Genomic DNA, 14168 nt, shown 5'->3' with positions numbered 1-14168 from the left:
AGCTGGTGTCATCGTGCAAACACTGCTGCACCACCAGCAGCTTGAACCCCTCATCGTATCGATTGCTCATAAAAACACCCCGAAGGTTGGATTGGGTGTCCAACTTTCGGGGTGCAGTTCATTCTGCGTGGGGCTTTTTTAATGTTTATCCTGATCTCTCCTTTGCCGCCGCCTTCCAGGCTGCCACCAGGGCGCACGCCTGTTCGGCGACCCGCTCGGGCGTCTGGCCGGGCCGGTAGAGGGCGCTGCCCAGGCCGGCGCCGTCGATGCCTGCGCTACGCCAGGCTGCCATGGTGTCAGCATCGATACCGCCCACGGCATACAGCAGCGTCCCGGGGGGCAGCACTGCGCGCAGTGCCCGCATGCCTTCGGTGCCCAACTGGACCGCGGGAAAGAGCTTGAGCCCGGTGGCGCCGGCATCCAGGGCGTCGAACGCCTCGCTGGGGGTGAGCACGCCGGGCCAGCTCTGCATGCCGAGCCGGCGGGCGGCTGCGATCACCGCCGGGCGGCAGTTGGGCGAGACGGCAAGCCGGCCACCGGCGGCGTGTACCTCGCTGAGCTCTTCTTCCGTGAGCACGGTGCCGGCGCCCACCAGGGCGCGCTCGCCCAGCGCCTCGCTCAGGCGGCGGATACTTTCCAGCGCCTCGGGGGAATTGAGCGGGACTTCGAGGGTGGTGATGCCGGCGGCGAGTATCGCCTCGCCCACCGTCACTGCCTCGTCGGGGGTAATGCCGCGCAATATGGCGATCAAGGGCAGGCTCATGGCGTTTCTCCTGTTGGGTGCGCCTCGCCCATGCCGGCCGCGGCCAGCCCGAGCCCGGCTAACTCGAGTCCAGCTAAGACCGCGGTCTCGCCGTCGAGGTGCCGGCTGCTTCGGCCCAGGGTGCTCAGTGCCAGCGCGTAGCGGTCGCAGAGGGCTGCGTTACCGATCAGGATGACGGCGGTATCGCCCGGCAGCTCGTCTGTGAGCGCAGACAGCTCGAGCCCGATGGTGAGCCCGGAGAGACGTGCACCCAGGCGGGCGCGTCGTGCCTGGCCGTGGGGCAGCGAGTCGTCGAGCAGGTCGGCGGCGCGCAGGCCGAACAGCTGCTGGCTGAAGCGGCCAGGCGCGCTGGCGGCCTCGCGTACCGCATCGGCGAAGGCCTCGCGGCAATCGGGTTCATCGAGACTGGCGTCGGCCACCGAGTGCCTGAGCACCGACTGGCCGGCCAGCAGGCCGTAGAGTTCGCCAGTCAGGCAGGTGGCGAAGCGCACCACCCTGCCCGCGTCCAGCCACACCCACTTGGCGTGGGTGCCGGGCAGGCAGGCCAGGCCCGAGAACGTCGGCTCGCGGGCCACCAGGCCGGCGAGCTGGGTCTCCTCGCCGCGCATCACGTCGAAGCCCCGCTGCGCGCCGTCGGCGTACTGACAGAGGCCGGGCAGCAGCTGCACGTCCAAGCGTGGGTCGCACACCGGCGGTGCCACGGCGCCGCGGGCCAACTGGTCCAGGCGCGCCGGCAGCGGCAGATAGGCCGCCTCGCGCCAGCCCTGACGAGCGCCGGCCATGCCGCAGACCCACACCGGCACGTGGCCGGATGGCGGCAGCCACTCGCCGATGGCCTCAAGTAGTGCGGGCTCATACTCCACCTGTGTCAGCGCCAGCATGCCCTTGTCGCTGCCGCCCCGGGCCAGCACCTCGCCATGCTCGTCCAGGCCCCAGGCGCGCAGATGGCTCGAGCCCCAGTCCACGGCGATCCAGGCGAGCCGTTCATGGATTTCCTCGCGCATGCTCGGTCTCCTCACCACTCGGCGATGGAGCCGTCCGCGTGGCTCCACACCGGGTTGCGCCAGCGATGCCCCAGCTTGGCCCGCTCCTCGACGAAGGCCTCGTCGATCTCCACGCCGAGTCCCGGCCCCTGGGGAACGGCGCAGAAGCCCTCCTCGATGGCCAGCGCCGACTTGTCGACCAGGTAGTCGAGCACGTCGTTGCCCTGGTTGTAGTGGATGCCCATGCTCTGCTCCTGGATGAAGGCGTTGTGGCTCACCGCGTCCAACTGCAGCGAGGCGGCCAGGGTCAGCGGGCCGAGCGGACAGTGCGGCGCCAGGGCCACGTCGTGGGCCGAAGCCAGCGCGGCGATCTTCAGCCCCTCGCTGATACCGCCGCAGTGGGAGAGGTCGGGCTGGACGATGTCGATCATGCCCTCGGCCAGCAGGTCGCGGAATTCGAAGCGGGTGTGCAGCCGTTCCCCGGTGGCCAGCGGATAGCCCAGGCCGCCGGCGATGTGCTTGAGCGCCGGCAGGTGCTCGGGTGCCAGCGGCTCCTCGACGAACATCGGGTGGTAGGGCTCCAGCTCGCGCAGCAGCGCCTTGGCCATGGGACGGTGCACGCGGCCGTGGAAATCGATGGCGATGCCCACCTCGGGTCCCACCGCCTCGCGCGCCTCGGCAACCCGCGCCACCGCTTCGTCGATCTTGCGGTGCGAGTCGACGATCTGCATCTCGGCGGTGCCGTTCATCTTGAACGCGGTGAAGCCCCGCGCCACCAGCTCTCTGGCGCCGGCACCCACCTCGCTCGGGCGGTCGCCGCCGGTCCAGGCGTACATGCGCATGCGCTCACGTACCGCGCCGCCCAGCAGCTGGTGCACCGGCACGCCCAGGTCGCGACCCTTGAGGTCCCACAGCGCCTGGTCGATGCCGGCGATGGCGCTCATCAGGATCGGGCCGCCGCGGTAGAAGCCGGCACGGTAGAGCGTATTCCACAGGTGCTCGATGCGATGCGGATCCTGGCCGATCAGGTAGTCGGCCAGCTCGTGCACGGCAGCTTCCACCGTGGCGGCACGACCCTCGATGACCGGCTCGCCCCAGCCGTAGCAGCCCTCGTCGGTCTCGATCTTGAGGAACAGCCAGCGCGGCGGCACCTGCCAGGTCTTGAGTCGGGTGATTCTCACCGGGGGTCTCCTCGATTGCGCAGAGCTCCATACCGACGGTGGCCGGAGAGAGGCTTGCCTGTCGGCATGCGGATTCACTATTAGAGCATGTATGCTTGTATGACAAGTTGACCGGGTCATCATCATGGCGAGGTGGCTTCGCCAGACACGAGGGGGGTGGATGAACATGGGACGCAACGACTTCAAGCGGCGGCTGCTCGCGGGGGAGCCCTTGACCGGCATCTGGCTGGGGCTGGCCAGTTCCTACGTGGCAGAGCTGGCGGCCACTGCGGGCTTCGACTGGCTGCTGCTGGACGGCGAGCATGCCCCCAACGACTTGGCCAGCCTGCTCGGCCAGCTGCAGGCCATCGCTCCCTATGCCAGTCAACCGGTGGTGCGTCCGCCCCATGGCGACACCGCGCTGCTCAAGCAGTACTTGGATATCGGGGCGCAGAACTTGTTGATTCCCATGGTGGAAACCGCCGAGCAAGCCGCCGAGCTGGTGGCGGCCACGCGCTATCCCCCGCACGGCATTCGCGGCATGGGCAGTATGCTGGCGCGAGCCTCGCGCTGGGGCCAGGTCGAAGACTATGTCGCCCGCGCCGATGACGAGATCTGCCTGATCCTGCAGCTGGAGAGCCCCCGTGCGCTGGCCAATCTCGAGGCTATCGCCGCCGTGGAAGGGGTCGATGCGCTGTTCGTGGGGCCGGCAGATCTCTCCGCGGCGATGGGCCATCGCGGCAACCCGGGGCACCCGGAAGTGCGTGCTGCCATCGACGACGCCATCGTCAGGATCCGCGCCGCCGGCAGCGTGGCCGGCATTCTCACGCTGGACGAGCAGCAGGCCCACGACTACCTGGCGGCGGGGTGCGGCTTCGTCGGGGTGGGTATCGATGCCCTGCTGCTGGCCCAGGCGCTGCGCGGCCTGGCAGGGCGTTTCCGCCCGGCCTGACCGCACGTGCAAAAGTTGCCGAGGCTCAGCGGGCGGCAAGATCGCGCATCAGCGCTCGCAGGCCGTAGCGCCAGGGCGGCAGGGCATCGCTTCTGTCCACGTGATTGACCAGGGCGCCCAGCGCCGGCGTGGCGATGGTGACCCGGTCGCCCAGGTGATGGGTAAAGCCCTGGCCGGCGCCGTCGCGGTCCTGGATCGGCGAGAACATGGTGCCGAGGTAGAGCATGAAGCCATCGGGGTACTGGTGGTGGGCGCCGTGGGTCTGGCTGACCAGGTCGAGCGGGTCGCGGCTGATCTCGCCCATGTCGCTCTCGCCCTCGAGCAGGAAGTCGTCGTCGGTGCCCTCGATGCGCAGGGTGACCCGGGCGCGGCGCACGTCATCGATGCCGAAATTCTCGTCGAACAACCGAATGAAGGGACCGATGGCGCTGGAGGCATTGTTGTCCTTGGCCTTGCCCAGTAGCAGGGCGCTGCGCCCCTCGATATCGCGCAGGTTGACGTCGTTGCCGAGGGCAGCACCTCTGACCGTGCCGCGGCTGTCCACCGCCAGCACGATCTCCGGTTCCGGGTTGTTCCACTGCGACGCCGGGTGCAGGCCCACACCGGCGCCGAAGCCCACCGAGGAGAGCGGCTGCGCCTTGGTGAACACCTCGGCGTCGGGACCGATGCCGACCTCCATGTACTGCGACCAGCCCCCGCGGGCCTGCAGCTCGCGCTTTAGCGTCATGGCCTCTTCGGAGCCCGGCACGATGCGTGACAGGTCGCTGCCGATCAGCGCCTGCAGCTCTGCGCGCAGGGCGCTGGCCCGGGCCGGGTCGCCCCCCGCCTGCTCCTCGATCACCCGCTCGAGCAGACTCACCGCAAAGGTCACGCCGCAGGCCTTCACCGCCTGCAGGTCGCAGGGGGCCAGCAGGTAAGGGGTCCGTTGCGGCTCGGCCAGGGCGTTCTCCAGCAGCTGCTCCACGGAGCCCAGCGAGGGGCCCTCGGCATTCGCCAACGCCTCGAGCAGGTCGTCGCGCTCGAGCAGGTCGGCCATGGTTGGTCCCAGTTGGGTGACGTCGATGGCTTCTCCGTTGCGCACCGTGATCAGGACGGGGCCGGGATTCGGTGTGTCGCACCAGACCCGGCCGACCAGGCAGGCACGGTCCAGGTCCCGAGGCAGGCAGTCGCGTAACGAGAGAGGGGTCATGGGGGTCTCCGGTGAGGGCGGAGTGGCGCCTGGCCAGGTTCCGCCTATCATGTTATTGATGTAGGTATGTATGACAGGTATGCCAGCTCTCCTAACTCTATCGCAAGGGCGCAGATGGGTCGAGGAGCAAGATTGGGCGAGACGAACCGCGAGGGGCAAACGATGTTCGAGGTCAACGGAGGTGCAATCGCCATCACCATGGGCGACCCGGCGGGCATCGGCCCGGAGATCATCTGTCGTGCCCTGGCAGAAATGTCGCCGGAGGAGCGTGACGGCACCCTGCTGGTGGGTGATCCGGTCATCTATCGCCGGGCTGCCGCCCTGCTCGGCGCCGCGCTCGACTTCGCTGCACTGGAGGAGGCCCGTGCCGGCGATGGCAAGATAGCGGTGGCCGAGGTGGCTGCCGAAGCAGAGATCGCCGATGGCCGCATTAGTGCTGCTGGCGGTGACCTGGCCTTTCGCTGTGTAAAACGGGCGGTGGAGCTGGTGCAGGCGGGCCGCGCCCGGGTGATCGTCACCGCGCCGCTGAACAAGGCGGCGCTGCATGCCTCAGGGCATCACTACGATGGCCATACCGGCATGCTGGCGGCGCTCACCGGTGCGCCCTCCTCCTTCATGCTGCTCGCCTCCGAGACGCTCTCCACGCTGCACGTTTCCACTCATGTGTCGCTACGCGATGCCATCGAGCGGGTCACCGAGGCGCGCATCGCCGCCACCGTGGCGGTGGGGCACGAGCACCTGGTGAGCATGGGCATTCCGCAGCCGCGTATCGCCGTGGCCGGACTCAACCCTCACTGCGGTGAAGGTGGCATTTTCGGCGACGAGGATGAGCGGATCATTGCGCCGGCGGTGCGTGAGCTGCGCGAACGCGGCTTCGAGGTGCAGGGGCCGATCTCGGCGGACACCGTCTTCTATCGCGCCTCGCGCGGCGAGTTCGACCTGGTGGTGGCGCAGTATCACGACCAGGGCCATATCCCGGTGAAGCTGATCGCCTTCGACACCACGGTCAACGTCAGCCTAGGGCTGCCGATTCAGCGCACCTCGGTGGACCACGGCACCGCCTTCGATATCGCCTGGCAGGGCCGCGCGGACGCCACCAATCTGGGCGCGGCCATCGCCTATGCGCGCCGCTTGGCCGCGGGCGGCGGGTCATGAACGGCTGCCGGGTCGCCATCGTCGCCGACGACTTGACCGGCGCACTGGATGCAGCGGCTCCCTTTGCCGCCCGTGGGGCGCAGGCGCGGGTGGTGATCGCCCCCGAGCGGCTCGAGGCGGCGCTGAGCGCTTGGGGCGAAGCCCCGCCAGAAGTGATTGCCGTTAACACGGAGTCGCGCCATCTACCGGCGGCCGAGGCTGCCGAGCGGGTGGCCACGGTGACCCGGCGTCTCGCCCCATACACCCCCACGGTGTGGTTCAAGAAGGTCGACTCCACCCTGCGCGGCCAGGTGGTGGCCGAGAGCCTGGCCATGCGTGACGTCGTCCCGCGGCGTTTGCTGGTGGCACCGGCGGTGCCGGCCCAGGGGCGAACGGTGCGCGAGGGGCGGGTGTGGGTCGAGGGGGAACCGCTGGGCGACTCCCTGGAGCGTGCTTTTGGCGCCGCAGGGGTGCCCTTGGTCAGGCACGCCAGGCCCTGTGACGCGCCGCTTCCCGAGGGCGACTGCGTGGCCGATGCGGCAAGCGACCGCGAGCTGGCCTGCCTCTACGATGCGGTACTGCGGGCGCCCGGCCACTGGCTGCTGGTGGGAGCCGCAGGATTGGCGACGGCCGTCGCCCAGCGCTGCTTTGGCCTGCTGCGAGTCGCCCCCTGTCCGCTGGTAGGCGTCGAGCGCGTGCTCTACGCGGTGGGCTCCCGCGCGCAACGAACCCAGGAGCAGGAGCGGCGGCTGCGAGAGCATGTCCCGGCTCTGGCCCGGTTGACGGCGCTGAAGGGGGGCGATGAAGCGGCCACGGCAGTGCTGCTGACCCCCGGCGCTGATGACGATACCGAGCTGGCGCCGTCGCAGATTGCCGCCGCCATGGGCGAGGCGGCATTGCGGACGGTATCGCACTGGCCAGAGGCGGCTACGGGGTTGCTCTTTCTCAGCGGCGGCGATATCGCCGTGGCGACCCTCTCCCGGCTGGGGGGCGCGGTCATCGCGGTGGAGGCGGAGTGGGCCCCCGGGATTGCCCTGGGGCATCTGGAAGGTGCGCCGCAGCGCTTGGTGATGACCAAGGCGGGGGGCTTCGGCGACGCGGATCTGCTGGTGCGGCTACATGATCGCCTTGGCCTGGAGAGTGCGTCGTCCTTGTCGACTTCTTGACCGGGTTGCGCACCGCTCGGAGGAGGGCTAGTGTTAGCTTGATGGTATGATACGTATACAGCAGGACAGCTGGATGTTCGCACTGAAAGACATTCACAGCGATGGAAGCTGCCTGCCCGACAAGACCCAACTCAGACCTGCTCGATACGCATAACAACATCGACAAATCGCGAGGAGTTCATGATGAGCCAGAAGAGCCAACGCCACCTCAAGACGTCCCTGCTGAGCGCCGCCCTGATCGCGGCGGGTATCGGCTTCACCGGGGCGGTTCAAGCCACCGAGACCCTGCGTTTTGCCCACGTGTACGAGACGTCGGAGCCTTTCCATCGCTGGGCGGAATGGGCCGCCGGTGAGATCGAGGAGCGCACCGAGGGCCGTTACAGGATCAGCGTGCATCCTGCCTCGTCGCTGGGTAACGAACAGGACATCAACGAGGCGCTTGGGCTGGGCACCGTCGACATCATCTATACCGGTACCCAGTTCGCGGGCCGCTATTACGGGCCGATGGGCATTGCCGGGGCGCCCTACATGTTCCGCGACTTCGACCACTGGCAGGCCTATGCCGAGAGCGACCTGTTCCAGGAGATAGCCGAGGGCTTCCAGGACGCCACCAACAACGTACCCATCGCCCTGAATTACTACGGTGAGCGCCACGTCACCTCCAACGAGCCGATCAACGTGCCGGAGGACATGCAGCGGCTGCGGATCCGCGTGCCCGGCGCTCCCCTCTACATGATGTTCCCGCGTGCGGCCGGTGCGAATCCCACCCCCATCGCCTTCGACGAAACCTACCTGGCCCTGCAGCAGGGGGTGGTCGATGCCCAGGAAAATCCTCTGCCGGCGATCCGTGCCATGGCCTTCCACGAGGTACAGGACGTCATCAACCTGACCGGCCACGTGACGGACTCGCTGGTCACCATCATCAGCGGCATACGCTGGAACCAGCTCTCCGAGGAGGATCAGGAGATCTTCCGTGAGGTGCTGCAGGAGGCCGCGCAGAACAATACCAACGACATCCTGCAGGCCGAGGCGGAGCTGGCGGCCTGGTTCGAGGAGCAGGGCAACACCATCAACGAGGTGGATCGCGAACCGTTCCGGGATGTCACCGTGCCCTACCACCTCGGCGACGATGCGGACTGGGACGAAGAGACCTACGAGCGGCTGCAGGCCCTGGGCCAGTAAGCCACCAGTGATCATCGACGGGTGCGTCCACCGCCACGGGCGGTGGACGCCGGGAGGCGTGAGATGTCGAAACGGATCGACGAACTCGATGAAGCGGTCGACCCCATGCTCGACTTCGAGTCGGCGTTCGATAGCGAGGAGTTCCGCTTTGGCGACTATGCCATCGAGGACTACTTCACTCTGGTGATCTTCTGGGCCTTGATCTTCGTCGTCTCGCTGCAGTTCTTCACCCGCTACGTGCTGGGCGACTCCACCACCTGGACGGAAGAGATCGCGCGCTATCTGCTGATCGTGGTCGGCTTTGCCGGCAGTGCGCTGGCGGTGAGGAAGGGCACCCACATCATGGTGGAGTTCTTCTACCGCTACATGCCCGGCTGGTTGGGTAAGATCGTGGCCGGCGTGGCCGAGGGCGTGAGCGTGGGGTTCTACATCGCCATGGCCTGGGTCACCTACAAGCTCGCCGATCGCACCGGCAGCATGATGATCTCGGTCGACCTGCCCAAGAACATCATCTACTTCACGGTCTTTGCCGCCTTCGTCGTCATGGCGTTTCGCGGCATTCAGAGAATCGTCCTGCGCCTTCGCGCAGCGCGTCAGTAAGGGCTGCCATCCATGAGTCGACTTTCCATGCTGCGCTGGCGAGCGCCGGTCGTCACGCCACTGCTCTCCGCGCTTGCCGTGCTCGGCTGCGTGATCCTGGCAGTGACCGGCTACTACCTCTCCTTTCTGTTCTTCTCGCTGTTCACCATGCTGGTGCTGGGGGTGCCGATCGCCATCAGTCTGGCCGGCGCCTGCCTGATGTTCGTGCTGATCTCCGGTCAGGTGCCGGATATCGTCGTGGCGCATCGCATGATCAACGGCATCGACAGCTTTCCGCTGCTGGCCATTCCGTTCTTCATCTTCGCCGGCAGCCTGATGAACAACGCCGGCATCACCGAGCGTATCTTCGATTTCGCCAAGGCACTGATGGGTTGGATGCGTGGCGGCCTCGGCCATGTCAACGTGGGGGCGAGCATCGTTTTCTCCGGCATGTCTGGTGCCGCGGTGGCAGACGCCGGCGGGCTGGGCACCATCGAGGTCAAGGCGATGAAGGATGCCGGCTACGACGAGGAGTTTGCCGTCGGTATCACCGCGGCATCCTCAACCATCGGGCCCATCATTCCGCCCAGTCTGCCCATGGTGATCTATGGCGTCATGGCCTCGGCGTCCGTAGGGCAGCTGTTCGCTGCCGGCCTGCTGCCGGGTCTGCTCATGGGCGCCATGCTGATGGGGATGATCTTCATCATCTCCCGGCGCCGCGGTTATACCGCCGATGCCCGCTTCTCGGTGGGCGTGCTGGGCAGGACCTTCGGGCGCGCGGTGCTGTCGCTGATGACGCCCGTGATCATCGTGGGGGGCATCATCACCGGGATGTTCACGCCCACCGAATCCGCCGTGGCTGCGGTGGTCTATGCGCTGTTCCTGGGGGTGGGGATCTATCGCACCCTGACCTGGCGCAAGCTGCTCAAGGTGAGCATGGAGACCATCGAAACCACGGCGATCATCCTGTTCATCGTGGGCGCCGCCTCCATCTTCGCCTGGATCCTCTCCAGCAATCAGGTAACGCAGCATCTGGTGGTTCTGCTCGGTCCGTTCGCGGATAGCAAGATCGCCGTGCTGCTGTTCTCCAACATCGTATTGATCATCATCGGCTGCTTCATGGAGACCATCGCCGCCATCACCATTCTGGTACCGGTGCTGCTGCCGCTGGCCGTTGCGGTGGGCGTCGACCCGGTGCACTTCGGGGTGATCATGGTGTTGAACCTGATGATCGGCCTGCTGACGCCGCCGGTGGGCATGGTGCTCTACGTACTGTCACGGGTCTCCAACGTCAGCTTCGAGCGCTGCATGCGCGGGACGATCCCGTTCCTTATCCCGCTGGTGCTGTGCCTGCTGCTGGTGACCTTCGTGCCGGCCATCTCCATGTGGCTGCCCACCCTGGTCTATCGCTGAGACGACGATCCACAAGGAAAGGGAACGATGAGTGAAACGACGGACTTCAGAGTGGAGCGGGAAGCGCTGGAGCGCTTCATGAAGGCGGTGCTGGGGCGTGCCGGCGCCGACGAAGCCTCGGCCAGCGCCGCGACGCGGGCCCTGGTCACCGCTTCGCGGATGGGTACCGACAGCCACGGCCTGCGGCTCCTGCCCCATTACGTGCAGGCGTTGCAGGGTGGCCGCCTCAAAGGCGTGCCCCGGATGCGCTTCGAACGCCGGCTGCCCGCCACCGGTTATCTCGATGCCGACGACGGCCTCGGCCACCTGGCCGCCTATAGCGCCATGGAGCATGCCGTCGAGATGGCCGAGCAGGTCGGCATGGGGGCGGTGGCGGTGGGCAACGCCTCACATTTTGGTGCGGCGGGCTGCTACGCCCTGGCGGCGGCGGAGCGCGGGCTGATCGGGCTGGTCACGTGCAACTCCGACCCTTTCGTGCTGCCGCACCAGGGTAGCCGCCCGTTCCACGGCACCAATCCCATCGCCTTTGCCGCGCCGGTGGCGGGAGAGCAGCCCTACCTGCTCGATATGGCGACCAGCGCCATTCCCTGGAACCGGGTGCAGCAGTACGGTGCCATCGGCCGCGAGCTGCCCGACCAGGTGGCCGCCGATGCTGGGGGCCGGGTGACCCGCACGCCGGGCGAGGTGGCGGCACTGCTGCCCCTGGGCGGCAGCGAGTTTGGTTTCAAGGGCGCCGGCCTTGGCGGCATGGTAGAGGTTCTCAGTTCGATGCTCGCCGGCATGCAGCATGGCTATCGGCTGTTGCCCATGGGTGGACCCGACATGGCCTCGCCGCGCGGTATCGCCCACTTCGTCATGGCGCTCAGGCCTGATGCCTTCGCGCCGGGCGATCCCTTTCCCGCCTGCCTGCGGCGCTACCTGGACGATCTGCGCGCCCAGCCGGGGCGCAACGGGGGCGAAGTGCTGGTGCCCGGCGACCGGGAGTGGGCCTGCCAGGCGCAGCGCGACGCCCGGGGCATTCCCCTCGACAGCGCCAATCAGGCCGCCTACGCCGAGCTGGCCGAGCGTCTGGACGTACCGCCGCTGCGGCCGCTGAGCTGAGCGCATCTGGCGCGGCGATGCAGTAAGATAGCCGCAACAATCGTGACTGACAGGAGCCCCAGCCCATGAGCCGATATCGGATAGAGCGCAAGACGCTCTCGGAGCAGGTCGCCGAGCAGCTCGAGGCGGATATCCTCGAGGGGCGACTGAGCGAGAACGATCAGCTGCCCTCGGAGCGGGAGCTGATGGAGCAGTTCGGCGTGGGCCGCCCGGCGGTGCGCGAGGCGCTCTTCCATCTGCAGCAGTTGGGTCTGATCGCCATCAACAGCGGTACCCGGGCCAGGGTCATTCGCCCCACCGCCGAGTCGGTCATGGCGCGCCTTTCCGGGGTCACCCGCCAGCTGCTCGCCAAGCCCGACGGCCAGCAGTACTTCCAGGAGGCGCGGGCTCTGTTCGAGATCTCCCTGGCCCGCTACGCCGCTCGCCACGCCAGCGACGAGGACCTGGCGAACCTACGTGCGGCGCTGCAGGACAACCGCGAGGCCGTGGGCGACGAGGCGCGCTTCAAGCGCTCCGACAACGACTTCCACGGCGTGCTGGCAAGCATCGCCCGCAACCCCATCTTCGACGCCATCCACGTGGCGCTCTCCGAGTGGCTCGACGACCGTCGCGCTCAGGTGCTGCAGCAGAAGGACGAGGACAAGGCGGCGATGGCGGCCCATATCGAGATCGTCGAGGCCATCGAATCCCGCGACCCCGATGCCGCCGAGGCGGCCATGCGGCGCCACCTCGACCGGCATTATGGGACCTATATGAAGCTCAAGAAGCGCCTTTCTGAGTAGCGATCAGCTGCAAGTTGACTCGGCGCTGATCCGTCGACAGGTCTAGGAGGAGGCCATGGCAAAAGACCTCCTCTTCGACCTGTCCCCGGCGCCCCTCGTCGAGCGCAGCCACGTTGACCACTATAAAGAGACGCCGCGCTTCCAGGGAATGAAATCATACTGCGCCAGCTCCACCGCGCGGGGCAGGTAGCGCCCCGAGGCGGTGTCGAGGCACAGCCTTAGCAGCCGCTCGGCGAGCTCGTCGATGCTCGTCTCGCCGCGGATGATGGGGCCGGCGTCGAAGTCGATGACGTCGCCCATGCGTGCGGCCAGTTCACTGTTGCTGGAGATCTTGAGCACCGGGGTCACGGGGTTGCCGGTGGGCGTGCCGAGTCCGGTGGTGAACAGGATCAGGTTGGCCCCGGAGCCGGCCAGGGCGGTGGTCGACTCCACGTCGTTGCCCGGGGTGCAGAGCAGGCTCAGCCCGGCCCGGGTGTGCGGCTCGGTGTAGTCGAGCACGTCCACCACCGGGCTGTCGCCGCCCTTCTTGGCGGCCCCGGCCGATTTCATGGCGTCGGTGATCAGGCCATCGCGGATGTTGCCGGGCGAGGGGTTCATCGAGAAATCGGCGCCGACCCGGGCGGCATGGCGCTGATACGCCTCCATCAGCTTGGCGAAGCGCTCGGCCACGGCATCGTCGCGGCAGCGGGCGATCAACTCGTGCTCCACCCCGCACAGTTCGGGAAACTCACTCAGGATACCGCTGCCACCCAGCGCAACCAGGCGGTCGACCACGGCCCCCACCAGGGGATTGGCGGAGAGCCCCGAGAAGCCGTCGGAGCCGCCGCACTCCACGCCGAGGGTCAGCGCCGAGAGCGGGGCCGGTGTGCGCGGCGTGCGGTTGGCTTCACTCAGGCCGTCGAAGATGGTGGTCAGGGCCTCGCGAATCAGCGCCTCTTCGCTGATGCTGGCCTGCTGTTCCAGGTAGTGTACCGGGCGCAGCCCGCGCGGATCGCGCTCGGCCACGGCGTTTTGCAGCATCTCGATCTGCGCTTTCTGACAGCCCAGGCTGAGCACCGTGGCGCCGGCCACGTTGGGGTGGCAGATATACCCCGCCAGCAGCTGGCACAGCGCCTGGGCATCGTCGTCGGTGCCGCCGCAGCCCAGGGTATGGGTCAGAAAACGCACGCCGTCGACGTTGGGGAAGAGGCGCTCGCCGCTCGGTTCGGCCGGCGCCGTCCCGCTGCTGCCGTGCAGCAGCTCCCGGGCCATGCGCTTGTAGTCGCGATAGGGATCCTCTCCCAGGGCGTCGGCGACGCACTGGCGCAGCACCTCGATGTTGCGGTTCTCGCAGAACACCAGCGGAACCACCAGCCAGACGTTGGCGGTACCCACCTGGCCGTTCGGACGGTGGTAGCCGTCGAAAGTGGCGCCGGCGAAGGCCGAGACGTCCGGCGCCTGCCACTGGCCGCGGCGGGCCTGGGGCTCGCTGGTGGCGGTGCTGTGGGCGGTGTTGTCGGTGGTGATGGCTGCTCCCGCTGGGATGGGACGGGTGGCACGGCCCACGGTGACGCCGTACATGACCACCGCGTCGCCGACGGCAAGGTCGCGCAGGGCGAACTTGTGCTTGTGGCGGATGGCTTCGGCCAGGTGCAGGCGTTGATCGCCGTCTTCCACGGGGTGGCCGGCGGGCAGGTCCTTGAGGGCCACGCGCACGTTGTCGGCGTGATGAACGCGCAGGCTGTCGAGATGTCCGTGATCGCTAGCGATAGTCTGGGTGGTCAT

13 protein-coding genes are annotated in these 14168 nt (G+C 67.6%); 8 read left to right on the top strand and 5 right to left on the bottom strand.

Annotated features, from left to right (window positions below):
• Positions 1-145: 145 nt before the first annotated feature.
• Genes HOP59_RS18685 through dgoD form a run of 3 tightly spaced genes read right to left on the bottom strand, consistent with a single transcriptional unit; the run spans position 146 to position 2927 of the window.
• Positions 146-763, bottom strand: a complete 618-nt coding sequence (locus HOP59_RS18685; protein ID WP_234254936.1) for a 2-dehydro-3-deoxy-6-phosphogalactonate aldolase — start codon at positions 761-763, stop codon at positions 146-148.
• Complete coding sequence (locus tag HOP59_RS18680; protein WP_234254935.1) at positions 760-1767, bottom strand: 2-dehydro-3-deoxygalactonokinase; 1008 nt, start codon at positions 1765-1767, stop codon at positions 760-762. The genes HOP59_RS18685 and HOP59_RS18680 overlap by 4 nt, the downstream gene beginning before the upstream one ends.
• Before the next feature lie 11 nt (positions 1768-1778).
• Entirely contained in the window at positions 1779-2927 is a 1149-nt protein-coding gene (gene dgoD, locus HOP59_RS18675) for a galactonate dehydratase (protein WP_234254933.1), read from the bottom strand.
• Positions 2928-3087: 160 nt separating this feature from the next.
• Here dgoD and hpaI point away from each other — a divergent pair, with 160 nt between their 5' ends.
• Positions 3088-3858: a 4-hydroxy-2-oxoheptanedioate aldolase gene (gene hpaI / locus HOP59_RS18670; protein WP_010625876.1), complete on the top strand. Its 771-nt coding sequence runs from the start codon at positions 3088-3090 to the stop codon at positions 3856-3858.
• A 25-nt stretch (positions 3859-3883) separates the two neighbouring features.
• Here hpaI and HOP59_RS18665 read toward each other — a convergent pair whose 3' ends face one another.
• Positions 3884-5047: a fumarylacetoacetate hydrolase family protein gene (locus tag HOP59_RS18665; RefSeq protein ID WP_010625875.1), complete on the bottom strand. Its 1164-nt coding sequence runs from the start codon at positions 5045-5047 to the stop codon at positions 3884-3886.
• A 162-nt stretch (positions 5048-5209) separates the two neighbouring features.
• Between HOP59_RS18665 and pdxA the strand changes: the two genes are divergently transcribed.
• The 7 genes from pdxA (at position 5210) to nanR (ending at position 12404) form a co-directional block, all read left to right on the top strand.
• Complete coding sequence (pdxA, locus tag HOP59_RS18660; protein ID WP_234254932.1) at positions 5210-6202, top strand: 4-hydroxythreonine-4-phosphate dehydrogenase PdxA; 993 nt, start codon at positions 5210-5212, stop codon at positions 6200-6202.
• Positions 6199-7347, top strand: a complete 1149-nt coding sequence (locus HOP59_RS18655) for a four-carbon acid sugar kinase family protein (protein ID WP_234254929.1) — start codon at positions 6199-6201, stop codon at positions 7345-7347. Before pdxA ends, HOP59_RS18655 begins: the two co-directional genes overlap by 4 nt.
• 183 nt (positions 7348-7530) lie before the next feature.
• Positions 7531-8529: a sialic acid TRAP transporter substrate-binding protein SiaP gene (locus HOP59_RS18650; RefSeq protein WP_234254927.1), complete on the top strand. Its 999-nt coding sequence runs from the start codon at positions 7531-7533 to the stop codon at positions 8527-8529.
• A 63-nt stretch (positions 8530-8592) separates the two neighbouring features.
• On the top strand, positions 8593-9129 hold the full coding sequence (locus tag HOP59_RS18645) for a TRAP transporter small permease (RefSeq protein WP_010625871.1): 537 nt from the start codon (positions 8593-8595) through the stop codon (positions 9127-9129).
• A gap of 12 nt (positions 9130-9141) precedes the next feature.
• On the top strand, positions 9142-10521 hold the full coding sequence (locus HOP59_RS18640; RefSeq protein WP_026037793.1) for a TRAP transporter large permease: 1380 nt from the start codon (positions 9142-9144) through the stop codon (positions 10519-10521).
• A gap of 27 nt (positions 10522-10548) precedes the next feature.
• The gene (locus tag HOP59_RS18635; protein ID WP_234254925.1) at positions 10549-11622 is read left to right on the top strand and encodes an Ldh family oxidoreductase; all 1074 of its coding nucleotides are present in this window, start codon (positions 10549-10551) and stop codon (positions 11620-11622) included.
• Between the two features lie 65 nt (positions 11623-11687).
• The gene (nanR, locus tag HOP59_RS18630) at positions 11688-12404 is read left to right on the top strand and encodes a transcriptional regulator NanR (protein WP_010625868.1); all 717 of its coding nucleotides are present in this window, start codon (positions 11688-11690) and stop codon (positions 12402-12404) included.
• 120 nt (positions 12405-12524) lie between these two features.
• Here nanR and HOP59_RS18625 read toward each other — a convergent pair whose 3' ends face one another.
• The gene (locus HOP59_RS18625; RefSeq protein WP_234254922.1) at positions 12525-14168 is read right to left on the bottom strand and encodes a UxaA family hydrolase; all 1644 of its coding nucleotides are present in this window, start codon (positions 14166-14168) and stop codon (positions 12525-12527) included.

Origin of the sequence: Billgrantia aerodenitrificans (assembly GCF_021404405.1) — a bacterium.
Lineage (GTDB): Bacteria > Pseudomonadota > Gammaproteobacteria > Pseudomonadales > Halomonadaceae > Halomonas > Halomonas aerodenitrificans.
The sequence above is the reverse complement of the archived record's forward strand: the minus strand, read 5'-3'. Positions and strand labels throughout refer to the sequence as shown.

What these genes read in the sequence shown, in the direction of transcription:
- HOP59_RS18640 (WP_026037793.1), top strand. Translation starts at nt 9,142, where the DNA reads ATGAGTCGACTTTCCATGCTGCGCTGGCGAGCGCCGGTCGTCACGCCA.
- nanR (WP_010625868.1), top strand. Translation starts at nt 11,688, where the DNA reads ATGAGCCGATATCGGATAGAGCGCAAGACGCTCTCGGAGCAGGTCGCC.
- HOP59_RS18635 (WP_234254925.1), top strand. Translation starts at nt 10,549, where the DNA reads ATGAGTGAAACGACGGACTTCAGAGTGGAGCGGGAAGCGCTGGAGCGC.
- HOP59_RS18650 (WP_234254927.1), top strand. Translation starts at nt 7,531, where the DNA reads ATGAGCCAGAAGAGCCAACGCCACCTCAAGACGTCCCTGCTGAGCGCC.
- HOP59_RS18680 (WP_234254935.1), bottom strand. Translation starts at nt 1,767, where the DNA reads ATGCGCGAGGAAATCCATGAACGGCTCGCCTGGATCGCCGTGGACTGG.
- HOP59_RS18625 (WP_234254922.1), bottom strand. Translation starts at nt 14,168, where the DNA reads ATGACCACCCAGACTATCGCTAGCGATCACGGACATCTCGACAGCCTG.
- HOP59_RS18685 (WP_234254936.1), bottom strand. Translation starts at nt 763, where the DNA reads ATGAGCCTGCCCTTGATCGCCATATTGCGCGGCATTACCCCCGACGAG.
- HOP59_RS18655 (WP_234254929.1), top strand. Translation starts at nt 6,199, where the DNA reads ATGAACGGCTGCCGGGTCGCCATCGTCGCCGACGACTTGACCGGCGCA.
- pdxA (WP_234254932.1), top strand. Translation starts at nt 5,210, where the DNA reads ATGTTCGAGGTCAACGGAGGTGCAATCGCCATCACCATGGGCGACCCG.
- HOP59_RS18665 (WP_010625875.1), bottom strand. Translation starts at nt 5,047, where the DNA reads ATGACCCCTCTCTCGTTACGCGACTGCCTGCCTCGGGACCTGGACCGT.
- HOP59_RS18645 (WP_010625871.1), top strand. Translation starts at nt 8,593, where the DNA reads ATGTCGAAACGGATCGACGAACTCGATGAAGCGGTCGACCCCATGCTC.
- hpaI (WP_010625876.1), top strand. Translation starts at nt 3,088, where the DNA reads ATGAACATGGGACGCAACGACTTCAAGCGGCGGCTGCTCGCGGGGGAG.